This window comes from Cupriavidus sp. GW823-FHT07A04 (assembly GCF_058794615.1).
This window is the reverse complement of sequence record NZ_JBXAHA010000003.1, coordinates 142614-164978: the sequence shown is the minus strand read 5'-3', so window position 1 is coordinate 164978 and position 22365 is coordinate 142614. Positions and strand designations below refer to the sequence as shown.

15 protein-coding genes, 1 tRNA gene and 2 pseudogenes are annotated in these 22365 nt (G+C 65.2%); 10 read left to right on the top strand and 8 right to left on the bottom strand.

Annotation, left to right across the window (positions count from 1 at the left end):
• The first annotated feature begins 177 nt into the window (after window positions 1–177).
• The 5 genes from hutU to hutG all read left to right on the top strand — a co-directional run bounded on the left by hutU (window position 178) and on the right by hutG (window position 6091).
• Complete coding sequence (hutU, locus tag AC1Q7Q_RS06525; protein WP_492373075.1) at window positions 178–1899, top strand: urocanate hydratase; 1722 nt, start codon at window positions 178–180, stop codon at window positions 1897–1899.
• Window positions 1896–2507 carry a HutD/Ves family protein gene (locus AC1Q7Q_RS06520; protein ID WP_492373074.1) on the top strand — a complete coding sequence of 204 codons (612 nt, stop codon included), beginning with the start codon at window positions 1896–1898 and terminating at the stop codon, window positions 2505–2507. Before hutU ends, AC1Q7Q_RS06520 begins: the two co-directional genes overlap by 4 nt.
• Window positions 2504–3778, top strand: a complete 1275-nt coding sequence (hutI, locus tag AC1Q7Q_RS06515; protein WP_492373073.1) for an imidazolonepropionase — start codon at window positions 2504–2506, stop codon at window positions 3776–3778. The genes AC1Q7Q_RS06520 and hutI overlap by 4 nt, the downstream gene beginning before the upstream one ends.
• Window positions 3775–5175 carry a formimidoylglutamate deiminase gene (locus AC1Q7Q_RS06510; RefSeq protein WP_492373072.1) on the top strand — a complete coding sequence of 467 codons (1401 nt, stop codon included), beginning with the start codon at window positions 3775–3777 and terminating at the stop codon, window positions 5173–5175. Before hutI ends, AC1Q7Q_RS06510 begins: the two co-directional genes overlap by 4 nt.
• 100 nt (window positions 5176–5275) lie before the next feature.
• Window positions 5276–6091, top strand: a complete 816-nt coding sequence (gene hutG, locus AC1Q7Q_RS06505; RefSeq protein ID WP_492373071.1) for an N-formylglutamate deformylase — start codon at window positions 5276–5278, stop codon at window positions 6089–6091.
• Between the two features lie 828 nt (window positions 6092–6919).
• Here hutG and cls read toward each other — a convergent pair.
• The 3 genes and pseudogenes from cls to AC1Q7Q_RS06490 all read right to left on the bottom strand — a co-directional run.
• Complete coding sequence (gene cls, locus AC1Q7Q_RS06500; protein WP_492376748.1) at window positions 6920–8428, bottom strand: cardiolipin synthase; 1509 nt, start codon at window positions 8426–8428, stop codon at window positions 6920–6922.
• A gap of 118 nt (window positions 8429–8546) precedes the next feature.
• A pseudogene (locus tag AC1Q7Q_RS06495) lies at window positions 8547–9515 on the bottom strand (bifunctional aspartate transaminase/aspartate 4-decarboxylase); the annotation flags it as partial.
• A gap of 190 nt (window positions 9516–9705) precedes the next feature.
• Window positions 9706–10077: pseudogene (locus AC1Q7Q_RS06490) on the bottom strand (aspartate-alanine antiporter-like transporter); the annotation flags it as partial.
• A gap of 225 nt (window positions 10078–10302) precedes the next feature.
• On the opposite strand from AC1Q7Q_RS06490, the gene AC1Q7Q_RS06485 reads away from it, so the two are divergent.
• On the top strand, window positions 10303–11337 hold the full coding sequence (locus AC1Q7Q_RS06485) for a patatin-like phospholipase family protein (protein ID WP_492376747.1): 1035 nt from the start codon (window positions 10303–10305) through the stop codon (window positions 11335–11337).
• A gap of 99 nt (window positions 11338–11436) precedes the next feature.
• Window positions 11437–12342: an adenylate/guanylate cyclase domain-containing protein gene (locus AC1Q7Q_RS06480; protein ID WP_492376746.1), complete on the top strand. Its 906-nt coding sequence runs from the start codon at window positions 11437–11439 to the stop codon at window positions 12340–12342.
• 53 nt (window positions 12343–12395) lie between these two features.
• On the opposite strand, the gene AC1Q7Q_RS06475 is transcribed toward AC1Q7Q_RS06480, so the two are convergent.
• Both AC1Q7Q_RS06475 and AC1Q7Q_RS06470 read right to left on the bottom strand, forming a co-directional pair.
• Window positions 12396–12480 (bottom strand) — tRNA-Leu (locus tag AC1Q7Q_RS06475).
• A gap of 369 nt (window positions 12481–12849) precedes the next feature.
• Entirely contained in the window at window positions 12850–13842 is a 993-nt protein-coding gene (locus tag AC1Q7Q_RS06470) for a fimbrial protein (RefSeq protein WP_492376745.1), read from the bottom strand.
• Between the two features lie 739 nt (window positions 13843–14581).
• On the opposite strand from AC1Q7Q_RS06470, the gene AC1Q7Q_RS06465 reads away from it, so the two are divergent.
• A complete protein-coding gene (locus AC1Q7Q_RS06465; RefSeq protein WP_492373051.1) occupies window positions 14582–15511 on the top strand; it encodes an alpha/beta hydrolase in 930 nt (309 codons plus the stop codon).
• Between the two features lie 29 nt (window positions 15512–15540).
• Here AC1Q7Q_RS06465 and AC1Q7Q_RS06460 read toward each other — a convergent pair whose 3' ends face one another.
• The 3 genes from AC1Q7Q_RS06460 to AC1Q7Q_RS06450 all read right to left on the bottom strand — a co-directional run bounded on the left by AC1Q7Q_RS06460 (window position 15541) and on the right by AC1Q7Q_RS06450 (window position 19040).
• The gene (locus AC1Q7Q_RS06460; protein WP_492373052.1) at window positions 15541–16410 is read right to left on the bottom strand and encodes an NAD(P)-dependent oxidoreductase; all 870 of its coding nucleotides are present in this window, start codon (window positions 16408–16410) and stop codon (window positions 15541–15543) included.
• An 11-nt stretch (window positions 16411–16421) separates the two neighbouring features.
• The gene (locus AC1Q7Q_RS06455) at window positions 16422–17597 is read right to left on the bottom strand and encodes an ABC transporter substrate-binding protein (protein ID WP_492373053.1); all 1176 of its coding nucleotides are present in this window, start codon (window positions 17595–17597) and stop codon (window positions 16422–16424) included.
• 306 nt (window positions 17598–17903) lie between these two features.
• Window positions 17904–19040: a zinc-binding dehydrogenase gene (locus AC1Q7Q_RS06450; RefSeq protein WP_492373054.1), complete on the bottom strand. Its 1137-nt coding sequence runs from the start codon at window positions 19038–19040 to the stop codon at window positions 17904–17906.
• Window positions 19041–19364: 324 nt separating this feature from the next.
• Here AC1Q7Q_RS06450 and AC1Q7Q_RS06445 point away from each other — a divergent pair, with 324 nt between their 5' ends.
• Together AC1Q7Q_RS06445 and AC1Q7Q_RS06440 are read left to right on the top strand one after the other, a co-directional pair.
• Complete coding sequence (locus AC1Q7Q_RS06445; protein ID WP_492373055.1) at window positions 19365–20825, top strand: MFS transporter; 1461 nt, start codon at window positions 19365–19367, stop codon at window positions 20823–20825.
• A complete protein-coding gene (locus AC1Q7Q_RS06440) occupies window positions 20822–22345 on the top strand; it encodes an FGGY family carbohydrate kinase (RefSeq protein ID WP_492373056.1) in 1524 nt (507 codons plus the stop codon). Before AC1Q7Q_RS06445 ends, AC1Q7Q_RS06440 begins: the two co-directional genes overlap by 4 nt.
• Window positions 22346–22365: the final 20 nt, after the last annotated feature.

Genomic DNA, 22365 nt, shown 5'->3' with positions numbered 1-22365 from the left:
ACCGTCGTCATTCCAGATGGCTTTGGCGCATCGTGCCGGCTTCGGCCAATGCCGCCGGGTTGCTCCCCTCTCCCGCTTGTGGGAGAGGGGCTGGGGGAGAGGGCGGGCGCCCCCGAATGCGACGCCCCACAAATCACCGCAGCGCAGGGTTGAACCCAACACGCAGGAGAACCAGACATGAACGCCAACGAACACCAATTCACCAAAGCGGCCCCCCTGCGTGGCCAGCGCGAGATCCGCGCGCCGCGCGGCACCGAGCTGCACTGCAAGAACTGGCTGATCGAAGCCGCTTACCGCATGCTCCAGAACAACCTGGATCCCGATGTGGCCGAGCGCCCGCAGGACCTGGTGGTGTACGGCGGCATTGGCAAGGCGGCGCGCAACTGGGAGTGCTTCGACGCCATCCTCGACAGCCTGCGCAACCTGGGCGAGGAAGAATCGCTGCTGGTGCAATCCGGCAAGCCGGTGGGCGTGTTCCGCACCCATGCCGACGCGCCGCGCGTGCTGATTGCCAACTCGAACCTGGTGCCGCACTGGGCCACCTGGGACAAGTTCAACGAGCTGGACCGCGCCGGCCTGATGATGTATGGCCAGATGACTGCCGGCTCGTGGATCTATATCGGCACGCAGGGCATCGTGCAGGGCACCTTCGAAACCTTTGTCGAAGCCGGCCGCCAGCACTACAACAACGATCTCACCGGCAAGTGGATCCTCACCGCCGGTCTCGGCGGCATGGGCGGCGCGCAGACGCTGGCCGGCGTGCTGGCCGGCGCATGCGTGCTGGCGATCGAGTGCCAGGAGTCGCGCATCGACTTCCGCCTGCGCACGCGCTATGTCGACAAGAAGGCCACCAGCATCGACGAAGCGCTGGCCATGATCGAAGAAGCCACGCGCAACAAGCAGGCCATCTCCGTCGGCCTGCTCGGCAACGCTGCCGAGATCATGCCGGAGCTAGTCAAACGCGCGCAGGCCGGCGGCATGCGCCCGGACATCGTCACCGACCAGACCTCGGCGCACGACCTGGTCAACGGCTACCTGCCGGCGGGCTGGACCGTCGGGCAATGGGAAGCCGCGCGCACGACCGATCCCAAATCGGTCGAGGCCGCTGCCAAGACTTCCATCGTCAAGCACGTGCAGGCCATGCTGGCCTTCCAGCAGATGGGCGTGCCCACGCTGGACTACGGCAACAACATCCGTCAGGTCGCCTTTGACGAAGGCGTGGCCAATGCCTTCGATTTCCCGGGGTTTGTGCCGGCGTATATCCGCCCGCTGTTTTGCCGAGGCAAGGGCCCGTTCCGCTGGGTTGCGCTATCGGGCGACCCCGAGGACATCTACAAGACCGATGCCAAGATGAAGGAGCTGTTCCCCGAAGACGCGCACCTGCACCGCTGGCTGGACATGGCGCGCGACCGCATCGCCTTCCAGGGCCTGCCCGCGCGCATCTGCTGGGTGGGACTGGACGAGCGCCACCGCGCGGGCCTGGCCTTCAACGAGATGGTGAAGAACGGCGAGCTGAAGGCGCCGATCGTGATCGGCCGCGACCACCTGGATTGCGGCTCGGTTGCCAGCCCCAACCGCGAGACCGAAGCCATGCGCGACGGCTCCGACGCGGTGTCCGACTGGCCGCTGCTCAACGCGCTGCTCAACACCGCGGGCGGCGCCACGTGGGTCAGCCTGCATCACGGCGGCGGTGTGGGCATGGGCTTCTCGCAGCATTCGGGCGTGGTGATCGTCTGCGACGGCACTGACGCCGCGGCCAAGCGCATCGAACGCGTGTTGTGGAACGACCCTGCCACCGGCGTGATGCGCCACGCCGACGCCGGCTACGAAAGCGCGATCGACTGCGCCCATGAGAAGGGCCTGAACCTGCCGATGGTGCCGAAGGCGGCAGGCGCATGAACGGCGTCGAACGTTTCTCGCTCGGCGCGCTGGCCGCGCAGCCCTGGAAGAACGGCGGCGGCGTCACCCGCGAGATCGCGGCGTGGCCGCCGGGCGCCGGCATGGACGCATTCCTGTGGCGCGTGAGCGTGGCCGACATCGCCGCCGATGGGCCGTTCTCCGCCTTTCCCGGCATCGATCGCCAGATCGTGCTGCTGGACGGCGAGGGCGTACGCCTGCTGGCTGACGATGGCAGCTTCGATCATCGCCTCGATACCGTTGGCGAGCCCTTTGCCTTTGCCGGCGAGCGCGGCGTGCAAGCCACGCTGCTGGATGGCGCCACGCGCGACTTCAATGTGATGACGCGGCGCGGCCAGTGCCGCGCGAGCGTGGTCGCGGCGCGCGACGAATTCACGATCGCGCCCGGCGCGCATGTGGTGTTGTTGTTTGTGGTTGAGGGGGCATGGCGCCACGGCGTTGCCGGCCAGGGCGGGCAAGCCGTGCTGGCCAGCGACGACGGCATGCTGTTTGCCGAAGGCGTAGCGGTGCCATATCGCCTGCAGGCGATGTCGGAGCCCGCGCTTTGCCTGTGCGTCACCCTGGAACTGGAGTTGGAGAACCCGCAATGAACCTGAACCCGGCGCAGGCCGCCGTTACCTCTTTGTCCGCCGACGGCGTCTGGCATCGCTGCCACCTGCTGCCCGACGGCGATCCCGCCAAGGCCATCCGTGACGCCGCGCTGGTCGTGCAGCAAGGCTGCATCGTGTGGCTCGGCGCGCAGGCAGCGCTGCCGCAGGCATACGCAGCGCTGCCGCGCCATGACGCGGGCAACGCCTGGATCACGCCGGGCCTGGTCGACTGCCACACCCACCTGGTGTACGGCGGGCAGCGCGCCGACGAATTCGCCATGCGCCTGGCCGGCGCAGGCTATGAGGAAATCGCGCGCGCTGGCGGCGGCATCGTCTCCACCGTGCGCGCCACCCGCGCGGCCGATGAAGACACGCTGTTCGCGCTGGCCGCCGCGCGTCTCGCGCCGTTGCTGGCCGAAGGCGTGACCACGCTGGAGATCAAGTCCGGCTACGGCCTGGACCTCGCCAGCGAGCGCAAGCAGCTGCGCGTGGCGCGCCGCCTGGGCGAGGCCTTCGGCGTGACGGTGCATACTACCTTCCTCGGCGCGCACGCGCTGCCGCCGGAATACGCGGGCCGCGCCGACGACTACATCACGCTGGTGTGCGAAACCATGATGCCCGCGCTGGCCGAAGAGGGCCTCATCGACGCGGTGGACGCCTTCTGCGAATCCGTGGGCTTCAGCCTGGCGCAGACCGAGCGCGTGTTCCAGGCCGCCGAGCGCCACGGCTTGCGCGTCAAGCTGCACGCCGAGCAACTCAGCAACCTGGGTGGCACCGCGCTGGCGGCGCGTTACCGCGCGCTGTCGGCCGATCACCTGGAACATCTCGATGAGGCCGGCGTCGTTGCCATGGCCGGGTCGGGCACGGTGGCGGTCCTGCTGCCGGGCGCCTATTATTTCCTGCGTGACACCAACCTGCCGCCGATCGACCTGCTGCGCCGGCATGGCGTGCCGATGGCGATCTCCACCGATCACAATCCCGGTACGTCGCCCGTCACTTCGCTGCTGCTGATGATGAATATGGCGTGCACCCTGTTCAGGCTGACCGTGCCCGAAGTGCTGGCAGGCGTCACCACGCACGCCGCGCGCGCGCTGGGCGCATCCGACCGGCACGGCTTGCTGGCCGCCGGGCGCGCCGCCGATTTCGTGCTGTGGAATGTCGATTCGCCGGCCGAGCTGGCCTACTGGTTCGGGCGCAATCCCGCCGCCGCCGTGGTGCGCCAGGGCAAGGTCTATCCCGCCGCCACGCCAGCGCAAGGAGTACGGCCATGAACGCCGGAAGCCTGTTTGCCGCGCAGGCCTTGCTGCCCACGGGCTGGGCCAGCGATGTACTGCTGGCCTGGGACGACGCCGGCGCATTCACGACGGTACAGGCCGGCGCGAAACCCGCCGTGGACGTGCCGCGCGCCGCCGGGCCGCTGTTGCCGGGCATGCCCAATCTGCATTCGCACGCGTTCCAGCGCGGCTTTGCCGGGCTGACCGAGTTCCGCAGCGAGACGCTGGCCGACGGCCAGGAGAGCGACTCCTTCTGGAGCTGGCGCAAGCTGATGTACCGCTTCGCGCTGCGGCTTTCGCCCGATACGCTGGAAGCCATCGCCACGCAGCTCTATATCGAGATGCTGCGCGCAGGCTACACCAGCGTTTGCGAATTCCACTACGTGCATCACGACACGCACGGCAAGCCTTACGCCGACCCTGCCGAGATGTCGCTGCGCCTGCTGCGCGCCGCGCGGACCGCTGGCATCGGCATCACGCTGCTGCCGGTGCTGTACCAGACGGCCGGCTTCGGCGACAAGCCCGCGGTGCCGGATCAGCGCCGCTTCCTGCATGAGACGCACGCCATGCTCGCCTTGCTCGGCCGGCTGGCCCCGCAATGCCATGGCCAGGCTCGCCTGGGACTTGCCCCGCACTCGCTGCGCGCGGTGCCGCCGCAGAGTCTTGCCGACGCCGTGGCGGGCCTGCACGCGCTGGATGCAACAGCGCCGGTGCACATCCATATCGCCGAGCAGCAGCGCGAGGTCGACGAGTGCATCACGCTCACGGGCACACGCCCGGTGGCATGGCTGCTCGACCATGCCGAGGTGGATGCGCGCTGGTGCCTGGTGCACGCCACGCACCTGGACTGGGACGAACGGCGGCGGCTGGCGCACAGCGGCGCGGTGGCCGGCATCTGTCCGACCACCGAGGCCAACCTGGGCGATGGGGTATTCGATGCCGCGCCCTACCTGGGGCAGGGCGGTGTCTGGGGCATCGGCTCGGACAGCCACGCCAGCGTCAGCGTGGTGGAAGAGCTGCGGCTGTTCGAGTACGGCCAGCGGCTGGCGCTGCAAAAGCGCAACGTGCTGGCTTCGGACGCGCACAAGCAGGTGGCGGACCGCCTTTACCTTGATGCCGCCTTTGGTGGCGCGCGTGCGTCGGGCCGGGATATCGGCGCGATTGCCGTCGGGCAGCAGGCGGATTTCGTCGTGCTGGACGGGGCGCATCCCGCGCTCTCAGGTTTGTCGGGCAGCCAGGCGCTGGCGGTCCATGTGTTCACCAACCATGGGCATGAGACACTAGCGGAAGTCCGCACGGCGGGCCGCACGCGCGTGCAGCATGGTATGCACGCCTTGCAGGCTGACGCTGGCAAGCGCTTTGCCGCTGCGCGCGCCAGCCTGCTGACTGACTAAAACCCGGCGCACCACGCGGCCTGAAGCTTGATGCTACAAGCTTCAGGCCCGTATTGATGAGCACTGCGCCTTTATGTTGCAAAGTAGCAAACAAGAAAACATGGCCTTCTCGACCGATACCCCCGCTTTCACCCTGCATCGCGGCACGCGCCCGATGCTGGTGTCGATGCCGCACGTCGGCACCCACCTGCCGGCCTCCGTGTCCGACCGGCTGACCGCCGAGGCACGCACCGTGCCCGATACCGACTGGCACCTGGAGCGCCTGTACGATTTCGCGCGCGAGCTCGGCGCCTCCATCCTGGTGGCCACCCACTCGCGCTACGTGGTGGACCTGAACCGCCCGCCCGACAACGCCAATCTCTACCCCGGCCAGGACACCACCGGCCTGTGCCCGGTCGATACCTTCGACAAGACGCCGATCTACGCCGACGCCATCGGCCTGCCCGCCGACGATGAAATCGCCGCGCGCCGCGACGCCATCTGGCGCCCGTACCACGGCGCGCTCGCTGAAGAACTGGCCCGCTTGCGCGCCGAGCATGGCACGGTGGCGCTGTGGGACGCGCATTCGATCCGCTCGGTGCTGCCGCGCTTTTTCGAGGGCAAGCTGACCGACTTCAACCTGGGCACCGCCAATGGTGCCAGCTGCGACGCCGCGCTGGCCAACCAGCTGCTGGATATCGCTGGCGCGTTGCCTGGCTATACGTCGGTGCTTAACGGGCGCTTCAAGGGAGGCTATATCACGCGGCAGTACGGGGTGCCGGCGCAAGGTGTGCAAGCCGTGCAGCTGGAGTTGACGCAGTCGGCCTATATGAGCGAGAGCTATCCTTTCGCCTATGACGAAGCGCGGGCTACGCGGATCCAGCCTACGCTGAAGATGATGCTGGAGACGGTGTTGGGGTACGTGGAGGCGCGTTAAGTCTGCTGGCCCCGCTGACGCGGGGGGGCGTCTCTTGTGCTTCTGTGGGCGGGGTTTTACTGCTTCTAGCTGCTGTCGCGGCTGTGCGGTGTTGGCCGATTTAGAACGTGTGAGATGTCACTTCTCTTTACTCGTAAAGAGAAGTAACCAAGAGAAAGCGATCCTTGCAGGAGGCTGGCTTGTCGGGGTTGCGTAGCCCGGTAGTTTCGTCGTCAGGCCCCGGGTTTTAATAGCCTCATGGCGGTACCGATTTGAATGGCCACGATCCTGCGGATGGCGCTGGTTTCGTGGTGAGGCTGCTCGGTAGCGGCATCCCTGCTCATTCACGCATCTGCCGGTACCGGTTCGCAGCGCCACGATATATCACGCTACGATGGTTTCGTGGTGGGGTGGGCGCGGTGGAAGAATTCCTCGGTCTTTCATTCCGGTGCCACCGCGCCCACGACGAAAACGGAACGCTTGCAACTTCGTGGCGAGTCACTCCGCGAGCGACAGACGGCTTGAAGCTCGTGGTGGCCGCTACCGGGGGGACCACCACGAATCCCTGGGCATTGGCTGGGTCGTGGTGCTCTGAACCGGTAACGGCACGAGTCCGTTAGCACCCGGGGCCGTACGACGAAACCATTGGGGTTCCCAATGACGCCACGCCAGCCTCCTGCAAGGATCGCTTTCTTTTGGTTACTTTTCTTTACGAGTAAAGAAAAGTGACATCTCACACGTTCCAAAACGGCCAACACCGTACAGCCGCGCCAGCAGCTAGAAGCAGTAAAACCCCGCCCACTAGAGACGCCCCCCGCGTCAGCGGGGCCACCGGCCGCGTTCCCACACCTACAGCAACGAATCCGCCAACCGGCAAAGATTCTGCCAGGTCCGCGTATGCAGCGGCCGCCGCTGCCAAACCGCCCGCACCACCGTCTCACTATTGGCCAGATACCGCTGCTGGATCCGCCGCATGCGCGCTACCACATCACGGTCATAGATCACTAGCGCGGCCTCTGCATTGAGCGCGAACGACCGGATATCCATATTGGTCGATCCCACCATGGCAACTTCATCGTCAATGGTGACGTGCTTGGCATGCAGGAAGGCGGGGCGGTACAAGTGGATCTGCACCCCCGAGTCCAGCAGCACGCCGAAGTAAGCCTCCTGCGCGGCCTGCGTGAAGCGCTGGTCGATCCGTTGCGACAGCACCAGGTGCACCGCCACGCCACGGTAGCAGGCCAGGTGCAGCGCTTGCAGGAACGCTTCATCCGGCACGAAGTAGGGCGTGGTGATGACCACTTCGCTGCGCGCGCGGTGGATCATGCTGATCAGCGCCATCTGCGCGTTCTGCGTGCCGTAGCCAGGGCCGCTGGGCAGCATCTGCGCGATGTGCGGGCCTTGCGCCTCCATGGGCGGGAAGCTGTCGAGGCCGAAGTTGCCGTCGCCGGTTTCCAGGTAGCGGTCGGCCAGGAAGACCGCTTGCAGCTCCGCCACCACTGGCCCGGTCACGCGCGCCACCAGCTCTTCATTGGGCAGTCCGGGCATCGACTCGGCATCGATCACGTTTTGCGAGCCGATGTAGCCAATGCTGCCATCCACCACCAGGATCTTGCGGTGATTGCGCAGGTCGAAGCGCGCGCTCTTGCCTTTGAGCACCGCCATCAGCGAGCGCATGGGCAGGGCCTGCACCACCTCCACGCCGCCGTCGCGCAGCGTATCGGCAAACATGCGCCAGCCCGCGCGCGCGCCCAGCGCATCCACCAGCAGGCGGCAGCGCACGCCCCGCGCGCTGGCCCGCAGCAGGGCGTCGGTAAAGGCGCGGCCGGTTGCGTCGGCGGCGTAGATATAGACCAGCAGATGGACCTGGTGCCTGGCGCCGTCGATATCGGCAATCATCGCGGCCACCGTCGCGTCATAGTCGTCGAGCAGCGTCACGGCATTGCCGCGCATCGGCGAGTAGGAGCCGAGCCGCTCGATCAGGCCGGCCGCATCGGCGGCAACGGCGGCGGGCAGCGGCTGCAATGGCGCGAAGCGTGCCACCCGGTCACGCACGCTTGCGATGCCTTGGTTGATGCGGGCCAGCTTGAGCCGGCGCGACTTGGGATAGTAGATGCGGCCGAACAGCGCATAGAGCACCAGCCCCAGCCATGGCAGGAAGAAGATCAGCAGCAGCCAGGTGCGCGCGGCCGCCGGGGCACGGCGCTGTGGCACGTAGACCAGCATGGCCAGGCGGATCGCCCATTCCGCCAGTGTGAACAGCGAGGGCCACCACCAGGAAAAGCCCACCGGCATGGCGCCTTGCAGCGAGGCGACCCAAGGCGCAGGCAGGAAGGTATCTAGAAGGGAAGGGGACATGCGGCTCGGCGGCTCGGCTCTGGTAGGGCGGACCGCCCACCATACCAGAGCCGTGCGTTGGAGCGTGTGTCAGGCGGATGCCGGATCATGCCGGCATCCGCCTGACACAGCCTATGGCTTACTTCTTCGTCACGTCCTTGCGCGCCTTGCTGCCCGTGGCCTTGTTGTACCGCTCCACGTACTCCTCGAACAGCTTGCGGATCGAACGGCCGATCTTCACGTAGTCCGATTCATTGAGGTTGGCCAGCGACACGCGGCCGGAGGGATGGCGCGTGCCAAAGCCGCGGCCCGGCAGCAGCACCACGCCCGCTGCCTCGGCGAGGCGGAACAGCAGCTCCACCGGCTCGGCGGAGTTGAGCACCCATTTGACGAAGTCCGGGCCGATGGCCTTGCCGCCGAGCTGCTCGATGTCGAGCAGCGTGTAGTAGTCCACGGCATTGGGGTCATCGTTGTCCGGCGCAATGCCGATCTCGCGGTACAACGCGGCCTTGCGGCTACGGATCAGGCGCTTCATCGCGGCCTTGTACTCGTCATGCGTGTCCATCAGCGAGAACAGCGAGAACAGCACCATCTGCACCTGCTGCGGCGTGGACAGCCCGGCCGTGTGGTTCAGCGCCACGGTGCGGCTGTCGGCGACCAGGCGGTCGATGAACTTGAGCTTGTCCGGCTCGGTGGTGATGGAGTTGTAGCGCTTGTGCAGGCCGTCGTGCTGGGGCTTGGGCAGCTTGGCGATCAGCGCGTCGAAGACGTTGTCCTGGTGCGTGGCGATGACGCCGAGGCGCCAGCCTGTTGCGCCAAAGTACTTGGAGAACGAGTACACCAGGATGGTGTTTTTGGGGCACATCGCGAACAGCGAGACGAAGTTGTCGGCAAAGGTGCCATACACATCGTCGGTCAGGATGATCAGGTCCGGCCGCTCTTCCACGATCGAGGCCAGGTACTCCAGGCTCTCGTCGCTCATGCGCACCGACGGCGGGTCGCTCGGGTTCACCAGGAAGAACGCCTTGACCTTGGGGTCGCGCAGCTTGTCGAGCTCCTTGTTGGCGTATTGCCAGCGCTGGTTCGGGTCCGCGTCGATCGACAGCTCCTGGCGAGCTTGATCAGCTCGTCCTTGAGTTCGAAGGGCGAATGGCTCGCCAGCTTGGAAAGGTCAGGTTTGGTCATGACAGGCTCCAGGGGTAAGGCTTGTTGGGGGTGGACCTGGCCGGCGCGGCCGGGCCCGGGAAGGCAAAGAGCGCTTGTGCGGGGGGCTGCTGCTGGCTTGCAGGCGCACCGCGCTACACCAGGCCGACCACCAGCGGCCCCAGCAGGGTCAGCAGTACGTTGGCCAGTGCGTAGGTGATGGCGAAGGGCACTGTTGGCACCGGGCTTTCCGCCTTGTCCAGGATGCCGCCGAAGGCCGCGTTGGCGCTGCGCGAGCCCGACAGCGCGCCGGCCAGCAGTGCGGCGTTGTCGTACTTGAGCACGTAGCGGCCGAACAGCATGGTGAGAAACAGCGGCAGCAGCGTCACCACCGCGCCCAGCAGGAAGATGGTCAGCCCGCTTTGCTTGAGCGTGGTCACCGCCTGCAGCCCGGAGTTGATGCCGACGATGGCAACAAAGGCCGCCAGCCCGAAGTCCTTGAGCAACTGGCAGGCCACCGTCGGCATGGTCTGGATGCATGGCCATGCTCGATGGGACACTTGTTCGACAGGCATCCGGCGCAAACCTCTGGAGATGACGCCACTGCGGATTGTTCGCCCGCATCTACCATACGGAGATGTTCCTCGCTCGCCGCGAAGCCAGCGCCGCTCCCCGGTACGGAAGCACTGCGGCACTGCGGCACCGAGGCGCTGAGGCGCTGAGGCGCTGAGGCACAGAAACCGGAGGCCACCATGCAAGCCAATCACCCCCCCGCGATCCGCCGCATCAACATCGCGTTGCAAGGGGGCGGCACCCACGGGGCATTCAGCTGGGGCGTGCTGGACCGGCTGCTGGAAGACAAGCGCATCGGCATCGACGGCATCAGTGGCACCAGCGCCGGTGCCGTCAACGCCACCGTGCTCGCCTACGGCCTGGCAAGCGGTGGGCCGGAAGGCGCGCGGCAGGCCCTGGAGACGTGCTGGCGCAAGGTGTCCGACTGCGCGAAGCTGAGTCCCCTGCAACCTACCTGGCTGGACCGGTTGATGGGCGCCGGCGGCAATATGGAGATGTCGCCCGCGTGGATGATGTTCGACCATCTCACGCGCTTTTACTCGCCTTACCAGCTCAATCCTTGCAATCTCAACCCGCTGCAGAACATCCTGGATGAGACCATCGATTTCGAGGTGCTGCGCCGCAGCAAGAGCGTCAAGCTGTTCCTGTGCGCAACCAATGTGCTGCGCGGGCGCATCCGCGTGTTCAGCACTGGCGAGGTCTGCGCCAAGGCCGTGATGGCTTCGGCCTGCCTGCCGACGCTGTTCCAGGCTGTGGAGATCGACGGCGAGTATTACTGGGACGGCGGTTACATGGGCAACCCGCCAATCTATCCGCTGATCTATGAGACCGACAGCCGCGATGTGCTGATCATCCGCCTCAACCCGATCCACATTCCCCAGGTGCCTGTCACGGCACGCGAAATCCTGGACCGTATCAACACGCTCAGCTTCAACTCCTCGTTGATGCGCGAGATGCGCGCCATCGAGTTCATCACCCGGCTGATCGATGAAGGCGCGCTCGACCCGTCACGCTACCGCCGCATGCTGATCCACAGCATCGATGCAGAAACCGAGATGGCGCGGCTGGGCGCGCCCAGCAAGTTCAACGCGGACTGGGCCTTCCTGCGCGGCCTGTTCACGCTCGGGCGCGAGCGGGCCGACGCCTGGCTCGCGGCAAACTTCGAGGCACTTGGCCAGCACTCTTCGATCGATATCGCTGAAACATTCCTTTGAGCGTTTGGCCGCGTACTACCATCAGTGCAGGGCGCCGCGCGAGGCGCGCGAACGGGTTGAGACGCGAACAGGTTGAGACACAAACAGGTTGAGACACATATGGACCGGGAATCGATACCTGCGCAGGCCGACGCAGACGGGTCCGTGCTGTTCGCGGATGTCAGCAGCAGCACAAAGCTATATGAGAAGGCCGGCAATGCGGCTGCCTTCGGCGCAATCGGGCAGTGCATCGCCCTGATGAAATCCTGTTCGTCGGCGCAGCAAGGCCGGGTCGTGAAGACGATCGGGGACGAAGTCATGGTGTTGTTCCCGTCCGCCGAAAATGCCATGCAGGCTGCACTCGACATGCAAGTGGCGATTGCCGAACTGCCGCCGGTATCCGGCCTGCCCATGTCGATCCATATCGGCTTTCACCACGGCCCGATCCTGCGCGACGCATCGGGCGATGTATTTGGTGACACGGTGAACCTTGCCGCGCGCCTGTCCAAACTCGCATCGCAAGGGCAGATCATCACCAGCAAGGATGCCGTGGCACATCTGCCGGCGACGCTGCGCCAGGTGATGCGCTACCTCTACCCGATACAGGTGCGCGGGAAGGAAGCGCCCGTGGAATTGTTCGAAGCGATATGGCAAGAGAACGCAGACATGACGATTCTCGCCGACGTAAGCCGGCGCGCGATCCGCCCCGCGCTGCTAACGCTGCGGTATCGGGAGATGGAGGTTCGCATGAACGGCGCCTCGCCGCCGGTCACGATAGGGCGCGACGCCGCGATGACGATCGTCGTCGCGGATCCGCAGACATCGCGGTTCCATGCAACGGTCGAGTTCCGCGCGGGTAAATACATGCTGATCGACCGAAGCGCGAATGGCACGCATGTCGCCATCGATGGCGATGACGAAATCATCCTGCGCCGTGATGAGGTCGCGCTCAGAGGGCACGGCTGGATTACGTTTGGGCAGTCGATGGCTGGCGCCGGGGAGCGGGTTGAGTTTTTTCCCGCATAGCGTCGGGCCAGCACCCTTTGGGCGTATCGGCTTGTTTCTTTTGGGAAATGTAGTGGTGCCCGGGGTCGGACTCGAACCGACACGCCTTGCGGCGGGGGATTTTGAGTCCCCTGCGTCTACCTGTTTCACCACCCGGGCTGAGTGGGTGCTGGCGGATTTGCCGGGAGTCCGGCGTACCAGCACGGTGCTGAGCCGGGAATTATGCCGCAAATCCTGCCGGGCCACAACTGGCCCCGGTAGCGGACCCCCAACGCGCCCCATCCGCGGCCCTGGCGCGTCCGCTTGTCCCGCGTCGCCCGGCTGCGATCGCAGGATTCAGGCGGCTTCCGGGCGGTACGGCGGATGAGATCGCCGAAGGTGGGCTAGCCGCGCAGGCGCGCCGAGTCGTGGCAGGCGCGGGCCGGTGGCCTCGGTGAAGACGGAATGGGTCTTCTGGCGGCAGAGCAGGTCCATGGCCAGGGCGGTCCGTTCACCCTGGCTTCACACTTTTAATCACATATTTGTTCTTTACTGATAGTTCATCGTGAAAGTCGCACGACCATTTGCAGTTCCCGCTTTCACCGAGGGCGTGGTCTGGATGTACCGGGCTGTCAGCGGTATGGTGAATGTGCCATTACCAGTTGAACCTGCCTTCCACTGATTCTTATTGCCCGCGGCGCTGGAATCCGGGCCATATTTGATCACCGTGCTCCCATTTAAAACCTGAATGCCAACGCCGGTGGCAGTGGAGTCCTTGGTAAGGGACAGGGTATCTGAAACGTTACTTGGATCGGTCTGGTCGGTCAGCGTCGTATAGATATTTGTTTTTGTTCCGGTATCTCCGCCAGAGCACTGCAGTACGATATCAAATGGCTGGCTTGGTGACGTTTTTCCGACTCCGCTAAAGACGTTGACATTCACGTCTCGAAGACGGACCGCAATCGATGGCGTCGATACCTTGCATGTCGGGATAGTTGGCTGTATTACGACGCTGCCCCCCCAAGAGTAGGTGGCATAATCACCGTCATAGTACCAGTGCGCAAACATTCCTGACAATATCCCGCCGCCGGTAATTGAGCCTGTCTTTATAAGTTCAACGGACAACGTATGGTTTACCATTCCTCCCGACTCGATTACGCAGACGCCTGGAAAATATTGCGTCCAACACATTTGCTGGCCGATTACCGGATCACGCATCTTGAAACGATACGAAATACCGGGTATGCCAGTCTCGTAAAGATTGTTGCCCAGATAGGGTTTTGATCCTGTGATGCCAAATCTAGTGAGCCCTTTCGGACACCAGCGGGCGCCATTAATTGAGCTGGTACTACGAAACTGCGTCTGAATACCTCTACTCCACAGTACCGTCCCGTCCGGGACCGTTGGATCGAAAGCGATTGTCGACGGCGGTGCCATAAGCGTCGTGTAGGGACACGCTAGTTGGGCTTGCGCTATCGAAGGTATTGCATTCAACAAAATGGCGATGCTAAAAAAGGCAAAAATTCTGATCAGTTTTTTCATCATTCCACCAAATAGACAAGGTTTGGCCAAGGCATCGTCACAAGGCGAATCGCCCGTTGTAACTAGTCCAGGAGCCAGCAAGTATGCGTAAATTATTTTTAGCCGAGAAAAAATCTGATTTCAGGCGCTGCTGTGGCCACAGCTTCTCGTCTCGCATCCCGCGCAAGTTGCGCGAATATTTCGCCTCCCGATTTCTGCTGTGGAATTCGGCTTAAGTGGCGATTTAGATCAATGCGTTGACGTTACTGGGCAGGTCGCCTCAATCTGCTGGCAACGTTCGGAACTCCCCTCTTCTTGCGTGCCGGCAGTGCATAGGCGATGCAACGGCTTTTGATCGCGCAACTGCAGTATATTTTCCGCGGTAAAAAAATAGAATAGGAAAAGTCTTGAATTTCGCGGCAATATTGGTAGGGGTATTGGTAGGGGTATTGGTAGGGGTATTGGTAGGGGTATTGGTAGGGGTATTGGTAGGGGTGCGGGGAGGGGTATGGGTGTGGGGAAACCCTTGTGGTCACCCCAATTTTCAGCGCGAGGCGATGCCTTTACACGGGCGAAGCGCCAGGGGCGCGGACCCGGCAGGTGGTCCTGGCCGGCGCGCGGATGACGTTAGACGACGATGGGGCGATGGGGACGGTAGGGCAGATATCCGGGAAGTTGTCGATATCTGACGCTGTGCGAACGCGCTAGCATGCTTGGAGCCGTGGCGCCGCCCGGCTTCTCCCATCCACCCCGGAGCCACATGTCAGCCCAGCCCTCCCTCGCCAGCCTTGCACAGCTGCCGTCGCAGGATCCCGCCTTCTACGCACGCGAATACAACAACCGGGCCAATGTGCCCGACAATGCCGCCCACATGGCCCACTGGGCGGCGTTGTCGCTGCAGGTGCGCAAGCGCGCCGGCTGGCTGGAGGACCTGAGCTATGCCGGTGCCGAGCCTGGCCCGCACGCGGCGGACGAGCGGCTCGATTACTTTCCGGCCGAGCCGGGCGCCACCGATGGGCCGCCGCCGCTGCTGGTGTTCCTCCATGGCGGCTACTGGCGCGCGCTGGACAAGCGCGACCACAGCCTGGTGGCCAATGCGTTGCCGCACTGCGGCGTGTCGGTGGCGGTGATCAATTACTCGCTGTGCCCGGCGGTGACGGTGGAGACCATCGTGCTGCAGGCCGTGCGCAGCGTGGCGTGGCTGTACCGGGAGTCCGGCCGGCTTGGCCACGACAAAGCGCGCATCTTCGTGGGCGGGCATTCCGTTGGCGGTCACATGGCCGCGATGATGCTCACCACGCTATGGCCGCGCGTAGGCAGCGATCTGCCGGCCGACCTGGTCAAGGGCGTGGTCTCGGTCAGCGGCCTGCATGACCTGGAGCCGCTGCGCCGGGCGGATTTCCTGCAGGTCGACCTGAAGCTGTCGGAAGGGGATGTCGACCGGCTCTCGCCGGCCTTCCTGCCGCCGGCCACGGCTGCGCCGCTGGTCACCGCGGTGGGCGGGCTGGAGCCGGGCGAATACCACCGGCAGACCGATCTGCTGCGCGCCGGCTGGCCCGCCAACGCGCAGGCAGCGGGCGCGGCGCATGTGCCGATGCCCGACAGGCACCATTTCAACGTGATGCATGATTTCGCCGACAAGGACAGCCCGCTGCTGCTGGCTGTGCGGCGGATGATGGGGGTGGCTTAGCGTCTCCTCTTTGGCCACTCTTCGGCCATTCAGCCCTCCAGCACCCGCAGCAGCGACGACGTATCGTCCTTGCCCCAGCCCTTTTCCATCAGCGTGCCGAGCTGGCGCGAGGTGGCTTGCATGGCCGGCAGCTCCAGCCCGAGCTGGCGTGCAATCTGCGCGGCCAGGCCGAAGTCCTTGTCGTGCAGCCGCGCTTCGATACCGGGGGCAAAGTCGTGGGCGACCATCTTCGGTCCCATCATGTCGAGCATGCGGCTGCCGGCCATGCCGGTGGCCATGGCTTGCAGCACGCGGCCGCTGTCCACCTGCTGCGCCTGCGCGAAGCGCATGGCTTCGGCAATGCCTTCGATATTGACCACCTGCGCGATCTGGTTGCACAGCTTGGCGACTTGTCCCGCGCCATGATCGCCGATGTGGGTGATGGTCTTGCCGAGCAGCGCGAGCAGCGGCCGCACGCGCTCCAGCATCTCGGCCTTGCCGCCCACCATGATGGTGAGGCTGGCGGCCTCGGCGCCGACCGTGCCGCCGGAGACCGGACAGTCCAGTGCTTCGATGCCGCGCTCGGCCAGCCTGGCGGCAATCTCGCGGGTGACGATGGGCGAGATGGTGCTGTGGTCGATGCAGATGGTGCCCGGCGCCGCGCCTTCGATCACGCCGTGCTCGCCCAGCAGCACGGCCTGCACATCGTCCGATGACGTGACGTTGGTAAACACCACCGAGGCGCCGCGCGCGGCTTGCGCCGGCGTGGTGCAGGGCACGGCGCCAAGCGCGCGGGCCGCGTCGGCGGCCTCGGGGCGGCGCACATAGACGCGCACGGCGTGGCCGCCGGCGAGCAGGTGGCGCACCATCGGCGTGCCCATGGCACCAAGGCCGATAAAGCCAATCGTCGTATCGTTCATCTCAAACATCCTTACTTGTCTGACGCGTAGGCAAACTTGCCGTCGCGGATCACACCCATTACGCGCGAGCGCTGGTCAAAGCCCTGATGGTCCATCGCGCTCAGGTTCATCACGCCATTGGGAATGGTCAGGTTGGTGGTGGTCTCCAGCGCATCGCGCATGGCGTGGCGGAACTCGCGCGTGCCCGGCTGCGCGCCGCTCTTGCCGGCACGGCGCGCGGCATCGTCCAGCAGCATCCACGCGCCCCAGGCATCGCCGGCGAATTGCGTGATGCTGTCCGTGCCGTACTTCGCTTCATAGCGCGTCACGAAATCCAGCGCCACCTTCTTTACCGGATGGCCGTCCGGCAACTGCCGCGCCACCACCACCGGCCCGGTCGGGAACAGCGTGCCTTCCACATCCTTGCCGCCTACCCGCAGGAAATCCCAGGTGGCGATGCCGTGCGTCTGATACACCTTGCCCTTGTAGCCGCGCTCGGCCAGGGTCTTCTGCGGCAATACCGACGGCGTGCCCGCGCCGGCAATCAGGATTGCATCCGGGGTGGCCGCCATCAGCTTGAGCACCTGGCCGGTCACCGAGGTATCGTTGCGCGAGAAGCGCTCATTGGCCACCACCTTGAGCTTGCGCACCTCCGCCAGCTTGGAGAACTCGCGCCACCAGCTCTCGCCGTAGGCATCGTTGAAGCCGATGAAGCCGACAGTCCTGATGCCGTGGTTGCTCATGTACTCGGTCAGGACCGTAGCCATATGCGAATCGTTTTGCGGCATCTTGAACGCCCAGCGCCGCTTGGGGTCCGACTGCGGCTCGATGATGGCAGCCGACGCAGCCAGCGCCACCATCGGCGTCTCGCCCTCCGCCACGGCATCCAGCGCAGCAATGGCGGTGGGCGTGATGTTGGGGCCCACCACCACATCCACCTTTTCCTCGGAGATCAGCTTGCGCACATTGCGCACGGCCGCGGCCGGGTCGGAACCATCGTCCAGGATCACGTACTGCGCGCGCTGGCCGCCCAGGGTCTGCGGCCACATCATGATCGTGTTCTTGGACGGGATGCCGATGGAGGCGGCCGGGCCGGTGGTGGAGACGTCAATGCCCACGCGGATGTCGGCGTGGGCGGGGAGGGCCTTGAGGCAAGCGAGCAGAAGGGCGGTGGACAACAGGGCGGTGCGGATGAGCGGGTGGGGCACGGGTTGTCTCTCCTCTGTGTTTCTCGTTATGTAAATCGGCAGCGGCCAGCTACCGCTCCCGACTCGCCGATGCGCGCCCGGCGCACTACCGGTCCACGCCTTGAACGCGCTCGGTGATCCATTGTAGAGGAGCATGGCGGCGAGACTGGACGCGGCCATGACGGCCAGCAGGCGATAGCCGTACCTGGCGCTGCCAGACAGAGCCGTGGCCGAGTTGCCAGGATCCATGGAGCCGACCAGCGCCGCTGGCCGCGGCGCAGCGGCTGATACTTGACACGGTGGGCGCGCAAGGCGCCCCGGGATGACTTACCCTGCCAGGCCCTTGTTCGGGTTGATCAGGTACTTCTCACCCGTCGCGCGCTTGTTGTAGACCGCGATCACGTCCAGGTCCAGCACCTCGGCCAGCGAGATCTCCTTCGAGTAATGGCTGGCAAAGGTGGTTTTCAGCTCCGCCACCACGCGCTGCTTGAGTTCGTTGGCCCGCTCGCGCCCGATCTTCTGCAGGAACGGGAACAACAGCCAGCCGCCCATGCCCCACGCCATGCCGAAGCCGCGGTTGAACTCGGTCGGGCTGGTGTCCAGGCCGCCGTAGAGGTAGACCTGCTTGTGGGTGGCCGAGCCATAGCGGCTGTATTCGCGGGCCGTCTTGTTCAAGGCCGCTTCCATGCAGGTGAGGATCTGGCCGCCGAGCTTGCCGCCGCCCGTGGCGTCGAACGCGATGGTTGCGCCAGTGGCGACGAGTGCCTCGGTGAGGTCCTGCATGAATGTGGGCGACGCGGTGCTGCACACGTAGACCGCACCCTGTGCCTTGAGCAGGTCCGCCTGCTCTTCCTTGCGCACGATGTTCACCAGCTTGATGCCATCCTTGAGGCAGATCTGGTTGAGCATCTGGCCCAGGTTGGAAGCCGCGGCGGTGTGCACCAGGGCGCTATGCCCTTCGCGCCGCATGGTCTCGACCATGCCCAGCGCGGTGAGCGGATTGACGAATGACGATGCGCCATCGGCGGGCGTGGCGCCTTCGGGCAGGACCAGGCACTGGTCCGCCGGAATGCAGCGGTACTGCGAGTACATCGCGCCGCCGATGGCAGCCACGGTCTTGCCCAGCAACGCTTGCGCCGCGGGGGACGAGCCGGCCTCGACGACCACGCCCGCGCCCTCATTGCCAACCGGCATGGAAGCATCGAGGCGGCCTGCCATGCCGCGCATCGCGGCTTCCGGGACGCGCGCGGTGACTACCGGGCGCTCTGCCGTGCCGCTGGCCTTGGCCGTGCTCATGTCGGCCGCACCGAACAGCAGGCCAAGATCGGACGGGTTGAGGGGAGAGGCTTCAATGCGGATGAGCACTTCATCCGGGCCGGGTTGCGGCGTGTCGATGCTGTCCAGCGACAGCACGAGTTCACCGCTGCTTTTGATTAGCGAACGAAGTTGAAGTGCGGTGTGCATTTGATGTCTCCTTGGTAAGTCGGTTTGCGGTGAGCGGGGCGGCCGCGTGAGGCCGTTTTCGCCAGCAGTCAGCAATGTAGCAAGTTCTTGTGGAACCCGTACTGGACCGGAAATCCAGGTTATGCGCGAGCCGACGGGTGATCATGCATCGCACTGATAGAGGTGGGCAGAAATCCCCCCGTCCCCGCGATTCCCCTCCTTGACACCCTGAACCTTTCAACCTAGAGTTCGCCTACAGATCTAGATAAGAGACCATCTGTAAGATGGTCTCTTCCTGCGTGCAGATTGCTCGGCCTCTTACAGAAATAAAACAAGGAGACCGCTGTGCAATCCACGATCAAGATCCGTGGCATCGATGATGTCATCTCGTTTATTGATTCCTGCCCAGGCATAAAAGGTAGAGCCGGCCTCATCTGGTGGCTCGCGCTGGGAGGATTGTTCCTGGACGCATTTTCCAATTCCGCATTGAGCGCCGGGCTCGGGCCCATGACGCGGAACCTGCAGCTTGCCGCTTCGCAAGTCGCGCTGCTGACGTCGTTTGCTTCGTGGGTCGCGATCGCCTTCAATCCCATCGGCGGATGGATGGCGGACCGGTGGGGCCGCATCCGCCCGCTGATACTCGCGAAATTCCTGGCGGTGATCGGCGCGCTGCTGGTGGTGTTCGCGCCTGGCTTCGAAGTGATCCTCGTTGGGCGCTTCTTTGTCGGCGCGGCCTACGGTATCGACTTTGCCATCGCCATGGCGGTGCTGGCCGAGTTCACGCCGGTCAGGCTGAAGAGCCGGCTCAATACCTGGCAGGGCATGTGGTACACCGCGGTCTGCAGCAATTTGCTGCTGGCGTTGTTGTTCCATTGGTGGAATGTGGGCGACGCCATCTGGCGTTACTCCGTGGCGGCCACCGCCATCTTCGGGCTTGGCATCCTGGTGCTGCAGCTTGCGTTCCTGGTGGAGAGCCCGATCTGGCTGGCGCGCAAGGAGCGGCTGGTCGACGCCGCCAGGGCAATGACGCGGATCTATGGCCGTCCCTTTGCCGCCGCGCCGGTGGATGAGCGCCTGCCCGTGCTGAACCAGGCAAAGCGCGGGCTGGCCAATGTGCTGCTGATCTTTCGCGGTGTCTATTTGCCGCGCACCATTCTTGCGGCGACGGTGCAGATCGGGCAATCCATCCAGTATTTCGCGGTGGGCTGGTATCTGCCGCTGATCAGCGCGGCGCTGTTCGGCAAGGACTTTGTCTATGCCACGGTGGGTGCGCTGGTCTTCAATGTCTTTGGCATCCTTGGTGGTTTCATGTCGCCGCTGATCGGGCGCAAGCTGGGTTTGCGCCGTGCTTCCGCCTTTGGTTTCGCGGCCGTCTTCGTCATGCTGCTGATCCTCGGCCTGTTCAACGGCAAGATGCCGATCTGGGTGGCGGTGATCGTGCCGTCGCTGTTCATCCTTTTCCATTCAGGCGGTCCCGGCGCCAACGGCAAGAGCCTTTCGTCGCTGTCGTTTCGCAGCGAACTGCGCGCGGGGGCCAACGGCATCATCGGTGCACTGGGCTCAACCGGCGCCGCACTGGGCCTGTTGATCTTCCCGCTCTTCCGGGAGAAATACGGCCTGGAGACGACCTTTCTCATCCTCTCGATCGTGCCGCTGACGGCCAGCATCATCTGCTTTGCCATCAAGTGGGACCCGACGCGCACCACCATCCATCCTGACAACGAAGCCGACGCCCCGCAATTTGGCGGCGACGAGGCGCCGGCCCCGGCGTTCCTCAACCCGGCGATAGAGAAATCCCAACGATGAAGACCAACAGGAACGTCATACTCGCCATCGACGAAGGCACGTCCGGCACGCGGGCGGCCGTGGTTGCCGCCGACGGCCATGTCTCGTGCCTCGAGTACACGACGCTGCAGGTGGACGCGCCACGGCCAGGCGTGGTCGAGCAAGATGCCAACGCGATACTGGCAAAGACGATCGCCGTCTGCCGCGCCACCATCGCACGCGCGCAGCAAGCGCAGTTGCGCATCGTCGCGCTGGGCATTGCCACGCAGCGTGCCACCGCGGTGCTGTGGGATACCCGCAGCGGGAGGGCGATCGTGCCCGCCATGGTCTGGCAGGACACGCGCTATGTCAGCGAGCTCAGCGCGCTGGCGCCGGCCTGGGACAAGACGCTGCTCGAGCAGGTCGGGCGCCCGGTCGGCGTGCGTTCTCCCTACCTCTGGGCCGCGCGCCATCTGCGGGACACGCCCGAGGTGGCCGAGGCGTTCCGCGCGGGCAGCCTGGCGTTTGGCACCATCGACACCTGGCTGCTCTGGCATCTGTCGAGCGAGCGCGCCTGCGTGACCACGCCGACCAACGCCACCTCCGCCAGCGCCTACGTGCTGGCGGGGCACCGCTATCACCTTGGCTGGCTCGATGCGCTGGGTTTCCCGCACACGCTGCTGCCCGCGTTGCGCCAGGACGCCGACGATTTCGGGCGCACGCGCGCCGAGCTGCTGGGCATCGACGTGCCGATCCTCGCTTGCGCGGGCGACCAGCTTGCCGGCGCTGCGGGGCTCGGATGCCTGGAGCGCGGGCAGTCGATGTGCGTGCATGGCACCGGCAGCTTCGTGGACCTGGTGATCGGGCCGCAGCCACCGGCCAAGGCCGGCCTGTACGACGGCACCCTGACCATGACCGCGCGCCGGCAGCACGATGTCTCGCATCTTTCCGTGGAGACCTTCGTCGCCACCACGGGCTCCGCGCTGAACTGGGTTTGCGAGAAGCTGCGCTGGTTCGAGAGCGCGAAGCAGATCAGCGCGCTGGCCGCCACCGTCGACTCCGCGCGCGGCGTGACCTTCCTGCCCGCGCTCACCGGGCTGCGCGTCCCGCAGATGCAACCCGAAGCCCGCGCGTCGCTGACGGGCATCTCGATCGCAAGCACGCAGGCCGAGGTGGCCTACGCCGTCCTGGAAGGCATCGCGCATGCGGTGTCGTCCTGCATGGAGGCTAACGAGGAAGTCGCCGGCGTGCCCGTGGCCGAACTCATCGTGGGTGGCGGCCTCTCCGGCAGCGACGCACTGCTCCAGATCCAGGCGGACCTGACCGGCATGCCGATCCGGCGCATGCGCGAGACCGATCGCGCCAGCTTGCGCGGCATCGCCTTCTTCGCAGGCTCGTCGGGGCTGCTGTGGGACTCGCTGCAGGACGCCCGCGCGACCAATGAAACCGATGCCGTGTTCGAGCCGCGCCTTGGCGCCGACCAGCGCGGCGAGCGCCGCGCGCTCTGGCACGCACGGGTCGCGTCCGAGCTGCGCCACGCGCAAACCTTCTCTCACCACTGACCAGCCAGGAGATCGCCGAA

Bases quoted from the DNA above. Each gene is read 5' to 3' on its own strand.
- hutU (WP_492373075.1), top strand. From the start codon at position 178: ATGAACGCCAACGAACACCAATTCACCAAAGCGGCCCCCCTGCGTGGC.
- AC1Q7Q_RS06520 (WP_492373074.1), top strand. From the start codon at position 1,896: ATGAACGGCGTCGAACGTTTCTCGCTCGGCGCGCTGGCCGCGCAGCCC.
- hutI (WP_492373073.1), top strand. From the start codon at position 2,504: ATGAACCTGAACCCGGCGCAGGCCGCCGTTACCTCTTTGTCCGCCGAC.
- AC1Q7Q_RS06510 (WP_492373072.1), top strand. From the start codon at position 3,775: ATGAACGCCGGAAGCCTGTTTGCCGCGCAGGCCTTGCTGCCCACGGGC.
- hutG (WP_492373071.1), top strand. From the start codon at position 5,276: ATGGCCTTCTCGACCGATACCCCCGCTTTCACCCTGCATCGCGGCACG.
- cls (WP_492376748.1), bottom strand. From the start codon at position 8,428: ATGTCCCCTTCCCTTCTAGATACCTTCCTGCCTGCGCCTTGGGTCGCC.
- AC1Q7Q_RS06485 (WP_492376747.1), top strand. From the start codon at position 10,303: ATGCAAGCCAATCACCCCCCCGCGATCCGCCGCATCAACATCGCGTTG.
- AC1Q7Q_RS06480 (WP_492376746.1), top strand. From the start codon at position 11,437: ATGGACCGGGAATCGATACCTGCGCAGGCCGACGCAGACGGGTCCGTG.
- AC1Q7Q_RS06470 (WP_492376745.1), bottom strand. From the start codon at position 13,842: ATGAAAAAACTGATCAGAATTTTTGCCTTTTTTAGCATCGCCATTTTG.
- AC1Q7Q_RS06465 (WP_492373051.1), top strand. From the start codon at position 14,582: ATGTCAGCCCAGCCCTCCCTCGCCAGCCTTGCACAGCTGCCGTCGCAG.
- AC1Q7Q_RS06460 (WP_492373052.1), bottom strand. From the start codon at position 16,410: ATGAACGATACGACGATTGGCTTTATCGGCCTTGGTGCCATGGGCACG.
- AC1Q7Q_RS06450 (WP_492373054.1), bottom strand. From the start codon at position 19,040: ATGCACACCGCACTTCAACTTCGTTCGCTAATCAAAAGCAGCGGTGAA.
- AC1Q7Q_RS06440 (WP_492373056.1), top strand. From the start codon at position 20,822: ATGAAGACCAACAGGAACGTCATACTCGCCATCGACGAAGGCACGTCC.